Origin of the sequence: Nocardia iowensis, assembly GCF_019222765.1 — a bacterium.
GTDB lineage: Bacteria > Actinomycetota > Actinomycetes > Mycobacteriales > Mycobacteriaceae > Nocardia > Nocardia iowensis.
Genome location: NZ_CP078145.1, coordinates 5,255,252 through 5,273,714, shown reverse-complemented (window position 1 = coordinate 5,273,714; position 18,463 = coordinate 5,255,252). Strand labels below are relative to the sequence as shown.

The window sequence follows — 18,463 nt, the reverse complement described above, 5'->3', positions numbered from 1 at the left end:
CCTTTGCTGAGAACAGGATTGACGCGACCGAACCGACTCCATCGGTTCGTCGGCGCTCGCCGACGGCGAGCGATCAACCCATACCCAACCTCGCGGTGAGTTGTTGGGCGGTGGGCGCATTCCAGCTACGCAGGTGGCGGTCGGCGGGAAGATCGGCGCTGCCACCGCTCCTGAACGATTGCGGCGGGGTGGACGCTCTGGTCCGGCTGCTCATCTGGCGTCCACGCTGATCGACTCCAGGTTCCGGTGATGTTCGAGGTGTCCGACCAGCTGTGGTGTTTGCGTATTTCGGTCAGGCTCGGCGAGGGATCCCGGCCATTGTTCGAGGTGGGGAGTCGAGTCGCCGGGGTTCGGTCCTCCGTCTGATTGCGAGGCGTACCGGAGGTGTCGCCGTTTGCGCGCGTACAGCCAGTGCAGTGAGCCGATGCCTGCCAACCCGAGTGCGAACGTCGCCATGCCAAGGTGCATACCCGGCGGTCGCCAGGTGACCTGGAGTTCGGCGTTCTCGGTGCCCGCCGGTATCTCGACCGAAAAGAAGATATCGTCGACCGCTTCGTGAATGATGTCGCGGCCGTTGAGCGTGGCCCGATAGCCCGGCCACACCAGACGCGCGAACGTGACCCGGCCGCCGTGCTGGGATGACACCCGTACCGTGCTGGTGTGCTCGGATTCGGATACCGACACTGCGGCGACGCCGTCGGTGTCTGCGATCCGGCCGTTGTTCCTCGACATCGGTCCGGCGTCGCGCTCGAGTGTCCAGATCCACTTGTCGTTCGGTGGGTAGTCGACCCAGTGCCAGCCCGGTGGTGGCGGATCGTGGCGAGCGTCCGGATACACCAGGCGCATCAGGGTGATCCGGTCGACCTTCATGAGGTCGACGATCGGCTCGCCGGTGGTCGGTTCGGTCTCGAAGATCTTGCGGAATGCGTCGGGGCAGGTGCTGCCGTCCCACTGCATACAAATCCGTTCTGAGAAAGCGGCGTGGCCGATCGGGGTGTATCCATTGACGTAGTCGAGCCCGAGGTCTTTGGCGTACGCCCCGACGACGAGCGAACTGTAAACTCCGTCGACATCCTTGGCGTCTCTCGGGAATATCTGACTGTTGCCCAACTGCAGTGTGGTGCCGTCGAATTCCGGAAAACGTGTTTGCGCGTCGGAGCGTCGCTCCGGCAGATTCCACGACATCGGGTGCGGAAACGAGCTGCTGACTTGGTAATACGCGATCGGGGCGATGGTGACGAGCAGCGCCGCACATGCCGCGACCCTGCCCCATTGCACATACAGCAGCAGGACGACGACGCCGAGCACCACGACGATTACAGCTGCCCAGAGGTGCGTCCAGATGCGATGGCTCGGCGCCGACGACACCGACCGCACCAACATCACCGCAACAAGTCCGGTCGCCACCCCGAGCCGCACACGCCAGCTCGCGAGGGTGCCGTGGCGGCTCAATAACACGCAGCCAGAAACCAGCAAGGCCAATGCGAGCATCGGCAGGATCCGCACCGGCCACCGCAGCGGACCGAATGCCGCGGGACCCGCTGTCCACATCAGTGCGATGCCGGCGAAGAAGGCCGCCGCGCTGACTTCCCGGAACGTCGACGCCGCCGCTTTCCAATCAATGAACGCCAGCCCGGGAATGAGGAACCACGCGATATAGACGACCGGGAACGGCTGGATCAGGCCGAACCAGGAGTTGAACGACGGCAGCGTCGTCGGCAGGCTCGCATTCAACGACTCCTGCCACGGCACGGTCATGAAACCGTCATTGCTGATCCTGTTGTCAGCGGTCCGCCAGGTCACTTCCGATGACAGCAAGCCGGGCAAATACGTCAGCAGGCCGGCCGCACCGGCACAACCGGCCGCGAGCAGCAACCGCACCGCAGGCCACGGCTTTCGCTGATACAGCCATTCTCCCGCGGCCACAGCGACGATCATCAGCGCGGATTCGACACCGGGCCACACATATCCGACGGTGATCGCGAGGAACAGGAACACGAACACCGGGATCGGCCCGCTCCGTCCTCGCGCGTACCGGATGCCCGATGCCCACGCGTTCGCCAGCCACGCAGTGCCGGCGAGCCCGAGGACCCACGTCGCCTGATCCAGGAACAGCAGCCACCCCGAAAAGCAGAACGCGACGCCGGCAACCGCTGCCCACGGTGCTTGTGCCCGGTACGCGAGGCACACCCGGAATACCCCGAGCGCGAGAATGATCGAATAGCAGAGCTTGACGGCGGTGGCCAAGACGACGAGATTGTCGACCGACGGCGCGATGAACGCGACCAGCAGTTGTGGCGGGTTGAAAACGCTGCCTTGGCCCTCGACGAGGTAGTTGCCTGCCATCCACTCCTCGGGAATGACAGTGGGGAACACACCGTCGCGCAGATGTCGCCCGACGTCCAGCCACAGTGGAACGTATTGGGCCTCGGTGTCGTCGGTGTAGAAGTGTCTGGTGTTCGCGAGCAGCACCCCTGCATATCCGGCGAGCACCCCGAGAACCGTCACGGCGGCCCATAACGACGTTGTCTTACGTTCGGCACGTGAACCGTTGTCAGTCACGGTTTCGTGACCCTACAGCTCGCCGATTCACGCAATTGCAGTGGTGTACGTCTCATTGCGTAGGTCGTGGCTATCGCCCAGTCGGTCCGGCTTTCCCGCGCGGAGGTGCAGCGCGAGCTCACCCGACGAGCCTGGTCCTCGCTGGACAGGGATTCGATCCGCTCGCAGGGCTTGCCGAATCCACAGTCGGCCGCGAGCGCACACTCGCAGAACTCGCCCGGACAAAGACCGGCGACTCAGCTGCTATCGAAGCCTCCGTCACTCGTCCGACGGCCTGTGTGCGGCAATCCTTCTCGACGACCATGAGGCTGACCCGGTGCCGCGAGTCCGGCTTCGATGCGCTACCTGTGGCCGAAGGCGGCCAGCGCGAGCTCGGTCGCCGGGCCGGACCCGGCATAGGACCTCGCGATTGTCGGACAACCATCCGAGCCGTGGCAAGGATGAGCCGAGTCCGCGTCGTGCTGAGGAATACATGCTCATCCGACACGACGCGAACGGTCATCCCCGGCTCGATCCGGCCCAAGCCGGAGATGGTCGGCGCGGGTCTTGGCCCGCCTACCGTAACCGCAATTCGGACGGGTCGACGCCGAGCTGGCCGACCAGCCGCACGAGCGCGACCGCTGGTGCGGCGGAGACCTGGTCCGGCGCGAAGCCCAACCACGGGCATGGCCGCCCGAGAAGCCCACACCACCAATGCACACTCGCTGCCGGGTTAGGAAGCGCTCATCTAGTGCGCGTAGGACCCCACCAGGAGTCGGATCCCTTGTGGAAGCTTGCCCGGCCTTCTGCTTGCCCACTTCGACACCGAATGTTCGTCGCGGTTCGGCTGTCATTTCGGCGGAAAGCCTTCCATGGGCCGCGGTTGGGCTCCTCCTCTCCTATACTGCGTGGACATCCAGCGCAACGAAACGGGATGACAGTGTCGGGAACGAGAGTTGCCGAGCAGCCGGGTTCGCAGATGGCCTGCCCGACGTGCCGACACGGCAACCCAACTGATTACGTATTCTGCGGGAATTGCGGAAGCCCGGCCAGCTCTGCGGCGTCGAGCGCGAAGCGAGTACAACGGGATTGGACATCTGTCACCGCACATGAGGCCACTCGTCAGCTATGTGCCGCTGTATATCTGGATAACTATCTCGCCAGGCAGGTGACATCTCTGGTGCTCGAGGAGCCGCGGCGTGCGGTGGCGACCTCGCCGGGAATAGACCTGGTCGCCGTCGCGCGGTACACGCTCGCTGCCAGGCGGCGGCGTCTGGCGCGCGACCTCGTTCTCGGCGTGGCCCTTGTCGCGCTGATAGTTGGTGTACTGCAATGGCTTACACCAGTCGTTTGGGTCGCGATTCTCGGTGGCTGGGCGGCGTTGTATGCCGAGGCCTGTGTGGCGCGGTGGGGTGCATGCGCTGCGTCGCTTCGGTCGACGGTGTTCACGCCGTCGTCGGCGCCACAACACAACGGCGCACGGGCGCAGCGGCAGCTCGACCATATCGCTCGATACTCGGACGGCAATGTCACTGTCTACCAAGGTTTTCGCCCCTTCACCGGATATGGGGTCACATCGAGGTCGTGGTCACTCATGCTCGACACCACCAAACCCGCGTTCCCGGACACTCCGATCGAGTCGTTTACCGCCGCCGAGCTGAATGGGCGGCTCCGGCAGCGCATCAACGCACTCGATGTGCCCGCTGTCCATGTCCGCAATCGTCTCTACATCAGTGGCGAGGATGTCCATCACGACCGGCGGCTGCTTCCCGACCCTATGGGTAAGCCCGCCGCTCGCGTCGACGAGTCGGATCTGGGGGCGCTGCTGGCCACCCCGGAAGATCGCGCCCGCCCGTATCTCACTATCGAAATCATCAGTTGGAAAGGCGAAGTGGTCTGGTCCGGATTCATTCGCCTGGTACTGAGCTCAACCTCGCTGTTCGTGGAAGTCAGTTACTGTGTACTCCCACCGTTGCTGCGCAGGTACTCCAATACCGACGATCTGCTGTTGCCTCCGCGTCCGCTGCCGGTGCTGGCCGTCGCGGGCATGTCCGTCCTTCGGCTCCCGATCGCGTTGTTGGCCTGTGTACCCGCGGCAGCGCAGCAATTACTCAGCGGTATTCGCGAGTGGCTCAAGGCCATTCGCGATCGTCGTGCGATCCGCCGTGCCTACACCGTGAACCGCGGCGCCTTGATCTGCGTTCGCGAGGCGGCGACCGATATGCGAAGCAAGGATGACCAGCCACTGGGGTACCACAGGTACTTCCAGCTCATCGACCACGAGCGGTACACCAAGGTTGTCGACAAACGGATCCTGCACACGGTAGGCGACTTCCTCGCGGAGAAGAACATCGATCGTGACGAACTGAATGCCCGCGGCGAACTGATCATCAACAGCAGTGTCAATATCGGAGGCAACGCGACACTGCTGAACTCCTCGATCGGCGGAATGCGGGCGAACACCGAGGTGGCCTTCACTGGCCCGCAGCGACGAACAACCCTGATCCGTACCTTGCGCAGGATGATCCGACGCCTCAGCGCGACCTGACCCATCGAGGAGAGCATCATGGCCAACGACAGCGGCGTGCATATCGGGGGCGACGCCAACCTCACCCGCTCGGCTATATCCGGCCGCGATGCGAACGTCGTCAACAGCGACACCTCGGTAGCAGCACCGGCAGATCTCGCGCAGCTGCGACGTGACCTGGTCGAGCTGCTCGACCAGGTCCACCGTGCAGGTTACGAACTTCCGGACAAGGACGGGGTGGCGGCGAACGTCAACCAGGCCCTGCAGGAGGCCGACAAGCAGGAGCCGGACCAGAGTCGCCTGAAGGGAATTCTCCAAGCCGTAAGTCAAGCCGTCACGGGGTTCGGATCGCTCGCGAACACCGCGACGGCGATCGACAGCTCCATCGACGCGATCTTTAGCGACTGACCGACTTCCGGTCGGACGGTAGGTGATCTTATGGCGGCGTGTTGGCAGTGCCAGCATTCCCTCCCCGGAACTTGGCTGCCCAACTGCAGCGAGTGCGGTGCCGCATTGTGCTGGCAATGCGGACACGACTCGAGCAGCGTGGCACGACGGTTCTGCACTCGCTGCGGCGTACGCCTGGAACCGCCGGTCCCGAGTTCCGAGCCCGATCAGCACCGCGATAGGAAGTCGAGATCTCGACTAGGACTACCCATTTCCACCGCCGCAGTACTCCTGCTGCTCGCCGCGACAGCTATCGTGGCGTTCCCGAGTTCTTCCTTTCGCGAATCCACGATGCCTCGTCTCCTTCCCGTGCCCGCAGAGACGATTCCGGATGCGCCGATTTCGGTGGGCGATTGCATCGAGATCGATGACGACACAGGCTCATTGAAACTAATTGAAACTTGCCGAAAGGGTGACAGATATTACATCGTAGAATACATCTTGCCCGTCGGCGCAACATGCCCACGGTCATACCACAGGACGATCCAGGGGAACGTCTACATATTCTGCCTGGAAGCAAATCGCTAACTGGGCTACCCATTCGACTACTGCTCACTAAATGAAGAAGAAGCGGCACAGTGGCGTCTCACCGAACCCGCCGATGTTCGGAACGCGACCGAATCCGTGCTCGCCGACCTCATCACCCGCGACCCGGACTTGGTATCAGCCTGGGGCACAGAGGAATACCGCTACCACCTACTTCGGCAGCCGCTGAAGACAGCCTCGCGCCCGAGTTCGACGGTCCGATTGCTCAGCTGATGCCCAGCGCGGAGTCGGGGATCCAGCTGCCGTGGAAGCCGTAGGGCACCCGGTGCGGCAACATGATTCGGGCCGCGGCCGGTCCGGTGAAGTCCGCGGCGTCGAGGATGGCCAGTTCCGAGGGCTGCCCGTCCAGACCGGTGACCAGGGACAGGATCCAGCCGTCGTCTTCGTTGCCGGCACCGGGGGCAGGCACGAATTCCGGTTCGCCCGGTACTTGCCCGGGCGGGAAGTCGCGGGTCTGTGCTGCCCCGGTGCTGTGGTCGTATTTGACCAGGCTGGTGGCGGTACGGCCGTGTCCGGCGTAGCCGACGATGTAGGTGTAGCGGAACCGCGCGGTGTTGTGGTGCTGGTTGATCGCCGGGAACTCGACGACTCGGTCGTCGACGAATTCCTCGCGCACCGTGTATGTAACCGGGTCGATGGTCCACCGGTACAGGCAGGCTTCCAGAACCAGTTCGGTGGAGGGCCCGATGGTGTGCTGGTGTGCGACCAGCCCGCCCAGTCCGGCCCAGCCGCGATCCCAGTCGGCGGCATCGACTCGGGTAGCTTCGACGACGATATGCCCGGCGGCGTCCTCGTAGGCGTTGGCGGTGTGCACGATCCAGCAGGGGGAAATCGGCAACCAGATGATGTCGGCGGCGCTGCCGTGCCGCGGCAGCAGCCCGATCCGGCACGGGTGCTCGTCGTTCCACACGATCGGGTACGGATTGCGGTCGAGCAGGCGCACGTCGTAGGTTGCCGGGGTCTGGAAGACAAGCACATAATTTTCGGTCAGCGCCATATCGTGCAGGAACGTCGGGGCCTCGATCTCGAAACGGACGTCGGTGGTCAGCTCGCCCGCGGCATCGATGACGTAGTAGTCGATCAGGGGGCGAACCATGTCGTAGCCGAATGAATGCAAATCACCGGTATGCGGATCCAGTTTCGGGTGGGCGATGAAATTGCCACGCAGCTTGCCTCCGAAAGTCCATGGGCCGACCGTGTCCAGGTCTGGGCTCATTTCGTAAGGAGGAGTTTGCTCGGACAGCGACAAGATCCGTCCGGCGTGGACCTTAACATCGGTGTTGTTCGCGGCGTATTCGTGGAGTTGGTTTCCGTCGGCGTCGAATGCCAGTTTCGCCTTGTGCCCGAAGGCCGGGGTCCGGACATACCGGTTGCGATACCATTCCGCGCGACCGTCGCGCAGGCGAATACCGTGGATCATTCCCGGGCACAAGAATGCGTGACCCGGATCCATCTCGGGTACGGGGTCGATGCCGTTGCGAAAATACCGCCCGGTCAGCTCGGGCGGGATCGCCCCCACGACCTGGAGTTCGGTGAGGGTGAGTTCTTCTCCGATCGGTTCCAGCAGTCCGCGGTTGTAGTGCACCTTCGTCGTCGAAGTGAGGCTGAGTGACATCGAATCCTCCACAATGGTCGAGTACAGGCGTTACCTACGGAACGCTACCGGTGCGGCCGTGCCGTATTTATGGCCGTGAGACCACGAATGTGCCTGTCGACATTGTGCGGGGGCATAATAGGTCCGGCACGGGTGTCGCCTGTCGGCAAGCTTTGTGCGACGGCACAAGGTTTCCGAAAGCATCAACGACCAAGGCCCATCGACAGCGCACTCCCACCAGTGCAGCCTGGATACCGCACCGAGTTCGAACACCAACGACACACGGAGGGCCAGATGGCATTCGCACCCTGTATCAGCGTCGCGGACACCGCAGCAAGCATCGAGTTCTACAAATCGCTCGGATTCGACGTCGACTCGAGCACTTCGCGCCAAGGCGACGATATCCACATGCTGCTCTACCAGGGCCGATTCTGCGCGATGATCTACCTCAACGCCGATCTGAAGAACTGGCTACCAGTGCTCACCGACCAGCCGATCGGGTTCGCTGGTATGTTCTACCTCGCTGTCGAGGACCTCGACAGCACCTTTCAAGCTTTTTCCGCCGCGGCCGATATCGTCAAACCCATCACCGAAGACCATAACGGGCAGCGTGAGTTCTATTTCCGCGATCCCGACGGCTACATCATCGGGGTGAACGACCAAAAAGCCATGCAGGCCAGCGATCTCGGCAAATACGCCGAATCCGATCACGGCTGAGTGGTGTTTTCGAATTGTTCGGGGAAAAGTTCGACTGCGCGTAGCGCGATCAGTAGTTCCGCGGTTCGAGCGGGGTGGGTGAGGGTGCTGCCGCTGAGTTCCTCGATGCGGTGTAGTCGGTAGCGGACTGTATTGCGGTGGCAGTGCAGCGATGTCGCGGCTTGTGGTGTCGACCCGTCGGCGTCTGACCAGGCGCGTAGCGTTTTCAGTAGTAGGGTGAGGTCGTGCTCGGGCAGTGACAGTAGCCCGCCGAGGGTGCGGCGTGCCATGGCGCTTGCCTCGTCGGGCCCGGACAGCATCAGCAGCAGGGCGAGTGGATCGTCGCCGTAGTGTGCTATCCGGCAGGTGGTTCCGTTGAGGCAGCCCAGTGCCAGTCGGGCTTGCCGCAACGCGGTCGCGGTGTCGCCGATGTCCCGGTAGGCCTCGCTGACGCCGATGCGGTCGGCGTCGATGGTGTCGAGCAGGTCGCGCAGTGGCCGTTCATCGGTGTCGAGGAGGGCTAGCACTCCGACGTTTTCTTCCGGTGAGTGCCGCCATACCGCGCGTATCCGGGTGTTGGGGCGTTGGCGAATCTCGAAGTGCAGGTCGGGTTCGGGCTGTTTCGGGGTGGCGAGGACCACGCGGAAGTTGCCGATGCTGGGCAGGCCGAGGGATTCGACCACTGATCCGCGTTCGGCGGGATCCTTACCGCCGCCACTGAGCAAGGACTCGATAAGGGTCGCGCTGAGGTGATGGTCGTGCTCGGCTTGGGCGAGGGCTGCTTGTTGGTAGCCGTCGAGGATTCGTTGGGTGCCCCGGCCCAGTGCGGTGAAAAGCCGGTCCGCGAGGGTGACCGAGAGTTCGTGGTCGGTCTGTGGGATGAGTTTCGCCGCCGCACGCAGCATGGTTCGCGAGCAGATCATGATGAGGGCGGTGATGGCGCTGAAGGAGACTCCGGCTTCGGCGCGCTGGCGTCCGGTCAGGTCGAGGTAGTCCAACCGCAGTTCGGCACCGCAGAGATGTTCGCATATTCGGCTCATCGCGTCCGCGATCGAGCGCTCGATCCGGTCCTGTTCGGCATCCGGCAGGGCCGCGATCTCGGGGATCTCGGCCCGCGCGTCGGCCAACGCCGTGCGCGCGATATCGGATACTCGACCCGCCAGCGGGGCGAACACGACCTCAGGCTGCAGAGGCCGAGAACTCAGCGACACTGATGATCCCCTTCCGCCAGAGGCTTCGCGGGACGCGGGAAAAGACCGCCGCGATAGCCGACGTGCTGGCATCACCGTAGCAATCACCGCCGCACGGCGCGGGATGACATGTACGCGCTCCATCAAAGCCAACACATGCCGTGTCAGCGGCGCGCTTCCTCGGATACTCAGTTGTGCTCGGTATAAAGCGGTCGTGCCAATCGAGTTCGAGAAAACATCGAGCAATCAATGCCTGGCCTGGCTGACCGGTCAAATTCGGAAACGGGAGTCGGTATGGTCGCTCGCATGGCAGAACCGTCTTCGACCGCAGCGCGGCCGGCTCCCGTCGAGTCGCCGCGGTCACGGCGCACTCAGGAGCAGCGCAGCGCCGAGACGCAGACCAAGCTGATGGACGCCACCATCGAATGCCTGCTCGAATACGGTTACGCCGGTACGACGACACCATTGGTGGTCAAGCGCGCGGGGGTGACTCGGGGAGCGTTGCTGCATCACTATCCGTCGCGGGAGGACCTGGTGGCGGCGGCGGTGCGCTACCTGGCGGTCAAACGGGTGCAGGAAGCGCTGGAGACGTTCGGACGACTCACCCTCACCGAGGCGGTTGTGCCTCAGGCCTTGGACTTGTTGTGGCGCATGCACCAGGGGCCTTTGTTCACGGCGGTGATCGAGCTGTGGGTCGCGGCGCGTACCGACGAATCACTGGCCGCGCAGGTGGAGTCGGTGGAGCAGGTAGTGCTCACCAGCTTGGCGTCGGCGAGTGTGTCCCTGGTCCCCGCGGGTGTGCCGCCGTCAGTGGTCAAAGACTTGGTGCTGACCGCGATGGATGGAATCCGCGGCGTATTGATCGGCTGCTATTCGTCGCGGGATCCCCAACGGGCACAGCGGCACTGGGAGCGGCTTCGTCGGCATCTGCTCCGTCTGGCCGAAATAGAACTGGCCGGGACGCGTCCGCAGGCCCGGTCCGGTGCGGCGGAGGCCGACTAGACCTGGCGGCGCTGCTGGGTCGTAGCTGGCGACCCGGCAACCGACCGGGGACGCCCGACGGTGCCGGGGTGACCGCCACAGCTCGGCGGGTGTGGCGACGGTGGCGACGGCAACCTCGGTCGAGCCATAGAGGTTGTGCAGGACGTCTCCGAAAACTTCGGCGGTCCGGGTGGCCAGAGCGGGGGAGGGCGCCGCCCCGGCGCAGAAGATGACGCGCAGGCCAGAGGTGTCGTAGTAGCCAGTACCCGATCCTCGAGGTCGACGATGCGCGCCAGCATGGTCGACCTGCGCGGCGACGTCGTGAAACTGCGGGGCCGCGATCCGGTGTTCATGAACCACGATTCGGGCACCCAGCTTGCCCGCCGCCAGCGCCGTGAGCGCCGGACCTCGATGGTCGCGGCACAGGGTGGCGATAACGTCGCCGGACGCAGCTCTTCGGCCACCACGTCGCAGCCGTGTTCGTGGGGGCAGATCGCTGGCCATGGAATCCTCGGCTCGGGTAAGGCGGCGTGCAGAAATATACATACTTGACTGTCTGTTTGTAACCTCTTTCTGACCGACGGGTACGCCAGGGTGGTTCCGAGTGTCTGAGGCCGAGGTCGCTCTGGAGCTGTGGGGGCCGCACAAGCCGATCGTGCCCCCGGGGGTGCGGATGGCCGGATCGGATCGGCTCGTCGGTGTGACGCTCGCTGAATTCACGGCGCCGGGGCGGCCAGAGCGCCTGTGCTGCAACGGGATTCCCGATATGGGCAAGGCGGCTGTGGCCGTGGTTCGCGGCATCCTCGCCTGCGGTGTCGGCGATCCGAGGCGTGTGGGGCTCGGACTGGAACCGCGAGACGACTTCGCTTGCAAAAGAAACAGTCAGGTGTGTATGTTTGTGCCGTTCGGTCGTGCCGGGATAGCCCGGCCCCGAGGAGGAGGGCGTTCAATGGCGAACAGGGTGTTTGTCGTCGGCGAGAGCCAGCGCAGCGTTGTGCGATCGAACACCACGGCATATGGCGGCGTCGCCACCACCGAGTTGGTGTGTGACGGCACCGGGCCAACGGTCGTGCTACTGCACGGCATCTACGACCGGGCCCAGACTTGGCAGGCGGTGCTGGAACGGCTGGCTGCGGCGGGTCGGCGCGCGGTGGCGGTGAACCTGCCGCCCCTGCATCGCCGAAGAGTGGGCGAGCCGATCCTGCCCGCCCTGGACTCCTTCGTTGCCGCGGTGGTGCGCGCCAACGCCAGCACCGAAGGCGTTGTGCTGGTCGGCAATTCGATGGGTGCCGGGCTCACGCTGCGCGCCGTGCTCGATCCGTCGCTACCGATCCGGGCGGGTATCCCGATCGCGGTGCCCGGGTTCGGATATACCGGATTCGCCTCGCTGGGTGTCGGCCCCGCCGGATTGCCGGAATCGGTGCTGTTCCGGATGCGGGCACCGCGGCGGCTCATCCGGACCAAGCTGGCGGCGCGGGCAGGCGCAGGGTTTCTCACCGTTCCGGGGCGGGCACTGCCGGAGGGCACCGTCGAGCATTTCGTCGAGCTGTTCGCCGGTGAACCCCTAGGCGGATTCCTCGCGGCCGGGCGGGCGCTGCTTCGGGAGTTCGACGCCGGGTATCCACCCGGAAAATCCAGCGCGCCACTACTTTTCGTGCACGGACGGCGTGACCGGTTGATCGTCTACACCGCTGCGATCCGCGCGGCTCGACGCTACCCTTCGGCCAAGGTCCGGATCCTGGCGGGCTCGGCGCACTGCCCCCAGCTCGACGACCCCGACACCACAACCGAGCTGATCCTCGCGTTCGCCGACAACGCCGGGCGGGCAGCGTGAGCGACCGGCAATCCCCGCTCATCGAGGTCCGCAAACCCGCCGACGGCCGCGCAGTCGCGGCGGTGCCCGACACCGCGCCAGACGAGACGGCGGCGGTCGTCGCCCGACTGCGCTCCGCCCAGCCCGAATGGGCGGCACTCGGCCCGCGCGGTCGCGCGAAATGGCTTGTCCGACTGCAAGAATGGCTGTTCACCCAGGCCGAAGAGATCGCGGACGTATTGCAATCAGAGACCGCGAAGCCACGCGTCGACGCGACAGTGGAGGTTCCGTTCGTCGCCGAGGTCATCGCCTACTACGCCGACAACGCCGCCCGCTTCCTCGCCGACGACCGCCCCTCGGCCCATAGTCCGGCCGCGGCGCTGAAAACCCGCACCCTCGCCTACCACCCCTACCCGGTCGTCGGGGTGATCACGCCATGGAACTATCCGTTCGGACTGCCCGGGATCGATGCCGTGCCCGCGCTTTTGGCCGGCGCCGCGGTGGTGGTGAAACCCTCGGAGGTGACGCCGCTGAGCGCGCTGCAACTGGCACGCGGCTGGGCGGAAATCGGCGCGCCACCAGTATTCGAGGTCGTCACCGGTGGTGGCGCCACCGGAGCAGCGGTGGTCGATACCGTGGACTTCGTCCAATTCACCGGCTCCACGCGGACCGGCAAGGCGATCGGCCGAGCATGCGTGGAGCGCATGATCCCGTTCAGCCTCGAACTGGGCGGCAAGGACCCCGCGATCGTGCTGGCCGACGCCGACGTGGATCGGGCGGTGCGCGGGGTGGCGTTCGGCGGACTGCTCAACGCCGGGCAGATGTGCACCTCGATCGAGCGTGTGTATGTCGAAGCGCCGATCTACGACGAGTTCGTCGCGAAACTGTCCGACCTCGTCACCGGGCTACGCCAGGGTGCCGACGACCGCGAATACCGCTACGACATCGGCGCTATGGCCAACCGAACGCAACTGGAGCTGGTGTGCCGCCACGTCGACGACGCGGTGCGGGCCGGTGCCGAGGCCGTGGCCGGTGGCGTCTCGGACGGAGCGTTTTTCCGGCCGACAGTTCTTGTCGATGTCGATCACCGCATGGATTGCGTCACCGAAGAAACCTTCGGCCCGATCCTGCCGGTGCTGCGGGTCGCCGACGAGGACGAGGCGGTGCGCCTGGCCAACGACTGCGCCTACGGACTGTCGGCCAGTGTCTGGACGCGCGACCGGACACGCGGTGAACGGCTGGCACGGCGGTTGCACGCTGGTGCGGTCAACATCAACGACGCCCACGTCAATCTGTTCGATCCGAGCCTGCCGATGGGCGGTTGGAAACAATCTGGTATCGGAGCGAGATTCGGTGGCGCGCAAGGGATCCGCAAATACTGCCGGGCCCAGGCCATCACCGCCGACCGCGTCCCGGTAGCCGTGTCGGCGTCGGAACTGCTGTGGTTCCCGTACTCGCGGACCAAAGCCCGGTTGGCGGTCGCGGCCATGCGTGCGCTCAGCGCCCGAAGCCTGCGAACCCGGTTCGCCATCCGCACAACCAACTGGAGCAATCGATGAACCGAATCTCGCTGCAAGGCAAGGTTGTCGCGATCACCGGCGGGGCCCGAGGCATCGGCGCGGCCACCGCACGCGCCTTCGCCGAGCGTGGCGCGCACGTCGCCATCGGCGATGTCGACGTCGCACAGTGCGCCCGCACCGCGGCCGATATCGGCCCTGGGATCGTGTCCGCGCCCTTGGACGTCACCGATCGCGCGAGCTTCACCGCGTTTCTGGACATGGTCGAGCGTTCACTCGGCCCGCTCGATGTGCTGATCAACAACGCCGGGATCATGCCCATCGTTGCCTTCGCCGAGGAATCGCAGCAATCTATCGAGCGGCAACTGAACATCAACGTCGGTGGCGTGATCACCGGCTCTCAGCTGGCGTTGCAGCGGATGATCGCGCGTGGCGCCAGCGGGCACATCGTCAACGTCGCCTCGGCGGCCGGACGATTGACTTTTCCCGGCGTATCCACCTACAACAGCACCAAATTCGCCGTCGTCGGCCTCACCTCCGCCTTGGCCGCCGAATACCGGTCCCACGGGATCACTTTCTCGGTGATCCTGCCCGCCATCGTCCGCACCGAACTGACGGCCGGACTGCCCGATCACCCGCTACTGCGTGCGGTCACCCCGGACAAAGTCGCCGCCGCCGTCGTGAACGCCACCGCCCGCCGCCGCTTCGAGGTGCCGGTGCCAGGGGAGATGGGGGTGTACTTCCGGCTCGCGGCGCTGCTGCCGCACGGCGTGACCGCCACGGTCATGCGGTTGCTGGGGGCCGACACACATCTGATGAAGGCCGCGCACTCGGTAGAACGGGCCGCCTACGAAGCCCGCGCGGCATCGAGCGTGCCCAGCCCCCGCCAGGGGTGACACCCATGAACGTCCGTGCACCGCTGATCGGGTTCAGTCTCTTCGCGACCGCGGCGGTGCTGGCCACCGTGCTGGTATGGAATACGCTGTCGCGCATCGTTCCCGGCACCACCAACACCTATAGTGCGGTCTTCACCGATGTGCTGGGCCTGAAGCAGGGCGATGACGTGCGCATGGCCGGTGTGCGGGTGGGCAAGGTCGAGAAAATCGACTTGGTGCACGGTCCGAACAACAACAAATACGTTGCCGAGGTGACTTTCGTCGTGCAGCGGGATCAAACCCTGTTCGATGACACCAAAGCCCTTGTCCGCTACCAGAATTTGATCGGTCAGCGATATGTGGCGCTGGCTCCGGGCAAGTCGTCGAGCCCGGCGCAGCTGAAGAACAACGGGTCGATTCCGCTGGAACGGACCGAGCCGTCGTTCGATGTCTCCGGTCTGCTCAACGGTTTTCAGCCGTTGTTCCAGGCATTGCAGCCCGAGCAGGTGAATCGCCTGTCGGAGACCTTCATCCAGGCCTTGCAGGGTGATGGAGTCTCGTTGAGCGCGTTCATCGTTCAGGCCGCACAGTTGGCCACCGATTTCCAGCGGCGGGACGCGATCCTGTCCGATGTGATCACCAACCTCTCCGGTGTGATGGCGGGGTTGGCCAGACGAGGTGATGAATTGGAGACCCTGGTGACCCAGACCCGGGCCTTGATCGGTGGGTTGTCCGAGCAGGGCCAGTCCTTGCAGGCATCGACGGTGCAGATCGCCGACGCCACCAGCTCGCTGGTGGAGATGGTCGGTCAGATCCAGCCGAAGCTGCAGACCGCGCAGAACTCCACCAGTGCCGCGCTGACCCTGCTGCTCGCCAACGGCGCGAAGCTGGACCAGGCGGCCATCGACCTGCCCAATATCCTGTCCGGGGTCGGCGGAATCTCCGCCGAGGGCGGCTATTCCAACGGCTACGTGTGCAGCTTGGATGTCTCCCTCTACGGCGTGCTGTTCCCGCGCGGGCTGTTCCCCCAAATCGGTGGCCAGTCCCATTCCGCAGTGTGCCGACCTTAACCGGGTTCGCGCCCGCCGTGGCCACGGCGATCGAAAACCGAGCAGTTCGATCGAGATTCGCCGAGGGTGGCCGATATTCGCTGGTGACGGTGGTGTTTCGGGGACGGATACGGCGCTGCGAAGTCGAGTTGAACTGCGCAGTAATAGCCCGAACAATGTTGTGGGGCGGGGAATTCCAGTACCGTAGACGACGGGGAGCCTTCGTCGACTTGTCGACACTTGCCTCGGCGGCGCGCTGCTGCGGGGTTCACGCGTGGTTTCGGACCTGTTCGCGATCCGGGGAGGTATCGAGAGTCGGCGTCGCTGGTCGTTGAAGTTGTACGGGAGGAGCATCTCATGGACGGAAGTGGGAGCGGTCCGCAGCAACGTGTGTTCGTCGTCCCTGATGAGGTTCGCGCTTACGGTCGCGAAGTGTACGGCGTCGCTGAAGCGTTGAAGTCGGCATTGAAGTCGGCAGGTACAGATGTCGATGACCTGCTGTCGGGAGGCTGGACCGGCGATGCGGCAGCCGGATTCGCCAACGGCTGGCAGGAAACACGCGAAGGCGGCCAGCGAATCCTGCGGGCGCTCACCATGTTGGCTGAAAAGCTCGGAGTCGACGCGGACAACTATCAGGGCAACGAGGACGGCAGCGCCGCAAACTTTTCGGGGCTGAAGCTATGAGTTCAGAATTTCAGGTCGATCTCGATGCACTCGATCACATCGTGGCCCGCCTCAACGGTCTGGCTGGATTTCTCCGGGACCACCTCGACCAACTCGACGACAACCTGGCCGGGCTACCCGACAGCTGGGAAAGCTATGCCGCCCAGGCTTATGCGGCTGCCCAACGCGAATGGGCCATCGGTGCACGCGAGTTCGCCTGTGGCGTGGCGGAGATGAGCTTCGCCGGCCGGGCCGCGCACGAGCTGTACACGACAGCGATCGATGCGAACCGACGCATGCTGGGCGGGAGATGAGCCGTGAGCCTGGTGAAGTTAGCTGCTGAAGGGCCCGTGATCGAGCAGAGTCGAGGCTGAAGGTGAGTTCGCAAAACACTTCGATCGCAGTCGACCCGAAAGTGTATTACCGTGCCGCCCAAGAGTTGTTCACGCTGGCGGGACAGATCAAAACCGCCGTCGCAGGGATTCTTGTTCCCGGGTTGAGTTCGACCGGCGGAATGGCCGGTGACTGCCCAGCCGTCGGCGGCTGGGCCGCGGCGTACACCAAATTCGGCGATGACGTACGGTCCGCGACGTTGGCCTACGCTGCGGCGCTCCGACATTTCGGAGCCGTACTCAACGTCGCCGGATACAACTGGGACATGGCCGAATACAACGGCACCAGCCCCGAACACAGAACGAGTCTGCCGCCGGCCCGGCCGGACCTATGCCCGACGGCGCCGATAGGGGACGGCGACTTTTCCGCTGTGCCGATCCCGAACGGGCGCAACGGGGACGGAGTCCTGATGTCGCCGAACCTGGGATTGGTGACAGTCACACCGAACGGTCGCACCGACTTGCTCGAAGCGGCGGCCAAGGCTTGGGATGGCTTCGCGCAGTCCGAAGCGGTCCGCATTGCGCCGGTCACTCTGCAGCAATCGGCGGGCTCGTTCCGGGCCTTGCAAGCCCCCGAAGTTCCTGACATCGTCGAGGCACTGCGTGCGCTACAGAACGGCATCAGCGACATCTTCTTCGCCGCAAGCGGAATCAGCACCGCCGTGCGTGCACATCGGGACAACCTAGTTGATCTGCGGACCAGGATTGCCGCTGCGGCACCCAACGCCTTCCCAGCTCCACTTCAGACCACAACCTCGGTCCACAACGGCGCGGTTCATGTTTCAGTCGCCGGCGAGCTGAAGTTCAATGACACCTTCTTCGCGGCAGCTGTTTTCGATGGTGTCTTCCTTGGCAGTCCATTGGCGGACGTGCTCGCGAAGACCGACTTCGTCAGCAGCGATACCCTCGACAGCGCCGCCAAGTTGAAGGCATTGGCCGAGCTGCCGCTACTACCCGCGACAGGAAACCCCGCCGACAACACCTCTCTGCGCGGTGATCTCGACATGATCGCCACCTGGGAGTCCAGGCCCTCCACCTTGCTGGAACTCGACCTCAGCAAACTGGGCAACGTCGATCCGCGACTCAAGGCGTGGGCCGCGGCCGCGGTGAAGTACGGCAACGAAGCGGGTATCGATCCGCGACTGGTGATGTCCATCATTCTCAACGAAGGAGCCAGGCGCACCTTGGTCGGTCTCGGTGAACCCTGGGACGACTTCCGTTGGCTGACCAGCGGTCTGCGGAACAACTCACTGGGACTCACCAATATAAAAGAGGACACCTTCGACAAGGTCAAGAAGGCATTCCCGAACCAGTTCCGCGACGCCGACTGGTCGGACCTCGACGGAAACGAAGACCTCGCCGTCAAAGCCGCTGCCTACAATCTCAAACGTATCGACCACGGATTCTCCGGCCAAGCTCCGCCGGACATGCGCGCCAACGTTACCCGCAACGAATTCCTGGCGGCAGCCTACAACGCAGGTGACGACCACGCCCGTGGGTACATTCAGGCTCACAAACTCGGCGAAAAGGTCACTCCCTACGTCGAGGGAGCGAAAAAGCATTATGAGCAGGTCGACCAGTGGATGTGCGACAGCGGCGCCTACCGATGCAACTAAAACCTTTGTGGTCCGA

At 64.4% G+C, this 18,463-nt stretch carries 15 protein-coding genes and 1 pseudogene; 12 read left to right on the top strand and 4 right to left on the bottom strand.

Features of this window, described 5'->3' with window-relative positions; all coding sequences use genetic code 11:
- Nucleotides 1-210: 210 nt before the first annotated feature.
- Nucleotides 211-2,562 (bottom strand): hypothetical protein, encoded by a 2,352-nt coding sequence (locus tag KV110_RS24175; protein WP_218469567.1) that lies wholly within the window; start codon nt 2,560-2,562, stop codon nt 211-213.
- 1,147 nt (nt 2,563-3,709) lie between these two features.
- Here KV110_RS24175 and KV110_RS24170 point away from each other — a divergent pair.
- Nucleotides 3,710-5,089: a hypothetical protein gene (locus KV110_RS24170; protein ID WP_218469566.1), complete on the top strand. Its 1,380-nt coding sequence runs from the start codon at nt 3,710-3,712 to the stop codon at nt 5,087-5,089.
- Between the two features lie 18 nt (nt 5,090-5,107).
- Nucleotides 5,108-5,476, top strand: a complete 369-nt coding sequence (locus KV110_RS24165) for a hypothetical protein (protein ID WP_218469565.1) — start codon at nt 5,108-5,110, stop codon at nt 5,474-5,476.
- Between the two features lie 790 nt (nt 5,477-6,266).
- Here the strand turns inward: KV110_RS24165 and KV110_RS24160 are convergent.
- Nucleotides 6,267-7,676 carry a carotenoid oxygenase family protein gene (locus KV110_RS24160; RefSeq protein WP_218469564.1) on the bottom strand — a complete coding sequence of 470 codons (1,410 nt, stop codon included), beginning with the start codon at nt 7,674-7,676 and terminating at the stop codon, nt 6,267-6,269.
- Nucleotides 7,677-7,949: 273 nt separating this feature from the next.
- Between KV110_RS24160 and KV110_RS24155 the strand changes: the two genes are divergently transcribed.
- Entirely contained in the window at nt 7,950-8,372 is a 423-nt protein-coding gene (locus KV110_RS24155; protein ID WP_218469563.1) for a VOC family protein, read from the top strand.
- On the opposite strand, the gene KV110_RS24150 is transcribed toward KV110_RS24155, so the two are convergent.
- Nucleotides 8,363-9,526, bottom strand: a complete 1,164-nt coding sequence (locus KV110_RS24150; RefSeq protein WP_218469562.1) for a PucR family transcriptional regulator — start codon at nt 9,524-9,526, stop codon at nt 8,363-8,365. The genes KV110_RS24155 and KV110_RS24150 overlap by 10 nt on opposite strands.
- A 321-nt stretch (nt 9,527-9,847) precedes the next feature.
- Between KV110_RS24150 and KV110_RS24145 the strand changes: the two genes are divergently transcribed.
- Nucleotides 9,848-10,543: a TetR/AcrR family transcriptional regulator gene (locus KV110_RS24145; protein WP_218469561.1), complete on the top strand. Its 696-nt coding sequence runs from the start codon at nt 9,848-9,850 to the stop codon at nt 10,541-10,543.
- An 18-nt stretch (nt 10,544-10,561) separates the two neighbouring features.
- Here KV110_RS24145 and KV110_RS24140 read toward each other — a convergent pair.
- Nucleotides 10,562-10,824: pseudogene (locus KV110_RS24140) on the bottom strand (AMP-binding protein); the annotation flags it as partial.
- Between KV110_RS24140 and KV110_RS24135 the strand changes: the two are divergent.
- The 8 genes from KV110_RS24135 (at nt 10,808) to KV110_RS24100 (ending at nt 18,447) form a co-directional block, all read left to right on the top strand.
- Complete coding sequence (locus KV110_RS24135; RefSeq protein ID WP_218479546.1) at nt 10,808-11,074, top strand: hypothetical protein; 267 nt, start codon at nt 10,808-10,810, stop codon at nt 11,072-11,074. The pseudogene KV110_RS24140 and the gene KV110_RS24135 overlap by 17 nt on opposite strands.
- 397 nt (nt 11,075-11,471) lie before the next feature.
- The gene (locus tag KV110_RS24130) at nt 11,472-12,356 is read left to right on the top strand and encodes an alpha/beta fold hydrolase (protein WP_218469560.1); all 885 of its coding nucleotides are present in this window, start codon (nt 11,472-11,474) and stop codon (nt 12,354-12,356) included.
- Nucleotides 12,353-13,894 carry an aldehyde dehydrogenase family protein gene (locus KV110_RS24125; RefSeq protein WP_218469559.1) on the top strand — a complete coding sequence of 514 codons (1,542 nt, stop codon included), beginning with the start codon at nt 12,353-12,355 and terminating at the stop codon, nt 13,892-13,894. Before KV110_RS24130 ends, KV110_RS24125 begins: the two co-directional genes overlap by 4 nt.
- The gene (locus KV110_RS24120) at nt 13,891-14,748 is read left to right on the top strand and encodes an SDR family oxidoreductase (protein WP_218469558.1); all 858 of its coding nucleotides are present in this window, start codon (nt 13,891-13,893) and stop codon (nt 14,746-14,748) included. The genes KV110_RS24125 and KV110_RS24120 overlap by 4 nt, the downstream gene beginning before the upstream one ends.
- Before the next feature lie 5 nt (nt 14,749-14,753).
- Nucleotides 14,754-15,797, top strand: a complete 1,044-nt coding sequence (locus tag KV110_RS24115; RefSeq protein ID WP_218469557.1) for an MCE family protein — start codon at nt 14,754-14,756, stop codon at nt 15,795-15,797.
- A gap of 336 nt (nt 15,798-16,133) precedes the next feature.
- Nucleotides 16,134-16,460, top strand: coding sequence for a WXG100 family type VII secretion target (locus KV110_RS24110; RefSeq protein ID WP_218469556.1), 327 nt, complete (start codon nt 16,134-16,136; stop codon nt 16,458-16,460).
- Nucleotides 16,457-16,753, top strand: coding sequence for a WXG100 family type VII secretion target (locus tag KV110_RS24105; RefSeq protein WP_218469555.1), 297 nt, complete (start codon nt 16,457-16,459; stop codon nt 16,751-16,753). Before KV110_RS24110 ends, KV110_RS24105 begins: the two co-directional genes overlap by 4 nt.
- 539 nt (nt 16,754-17,292) lie before the next feature.
- The gene (locus KV110_RS24100) at nt 17,293-18,447 is read left to right on the top strand and encodes a lysozyme family protein (protein WP_218469554.1); all 1,155 of its coding nucleotides are present in this window, start codon (nt 17,293-17,295) and stop codon (nt 18,445-18,447) included.
- Nucleotides 18,448-18,463 lie beyond the last annotated feature (16 nt).

What these genes read in the sequence shown, in the direction of transcription:
- KV110_RS24165 (WP_218469565.1), top strand. Translation starts at nt 5,108, where the DNA reads ATGGCCAACGACAGCGGCGTGCATATCGGGGGCGACGCCAACCTCACC.
- KV110_RS24160 (WP_218469564.1), bottom strand. Translation starts at nt 7,676, where the DNA reads ATGTCACTCAGCCTCACTTCGACGACGAAGGTGCACTACAACCGCGGA.
- KV110_RS24155 (WP_218469563.1), top strand. Translation starts at nt 7,950, where the DNA reads ATGGCATTCGCACCCTGTATCAGCGTCGCGGACACCGCAGCAAGCATC.
- KV110_RS24145 (WP_218469561.1), top strand. Translation starts at nt 9,848, where the DNA reads ATGGCAGAACCGTCTTCGACCGCAGCGCGGCCGGCTCCCGTCGAGTCG.
- KV110_RS24135 (WP_218479546.1), top strand. Translation starts at nt 10,808, where the DNA reads ATGCGCGCCAGCATGGTCGACCTGCGCGGCGACGTCGTGAAACTGCGG.
- KV110_RS24130 (WP_218469560.1), top strand. Translation starts at nt 11,472, where the DNA reads ATGGCGAACAGGGTGTTTGTCGTCGGCGAGAGCCAGCGCAGCGTTGTG.
- KV110_RS24120 (WP_218469558.1), top strand. Translation starts at nt 13,891, where the DNA reads ATGAACCGAATCTCGCTGCAAGGCAAGGTTGTCGCGATCACCGGCGGG.
- KV110_RS24115 (WP_218469557.1), top strand. Translation starts at nt 14,754, where the DNA reads ATGAACGTCCGTGCACCGCTGATCGGGTTCAGTCTCTTCGCGACCGCG.
- KV110_RS24110 (WP_218469556.1), top strand. Translation starts at nt 16,134, where the DNA reads ATGGACGGAAGTGGGAGCGGTCCGCAGCAACGTGTGTTCGTCGTCCCT.
- KV110_RS24105 (WP_218469555.1), top strand. Translation starts at nt 16,457, where the DNA reads ATGAGTTCAGAATTTCAGGTCGATCTCGATGCACTCGATCACATCGTG.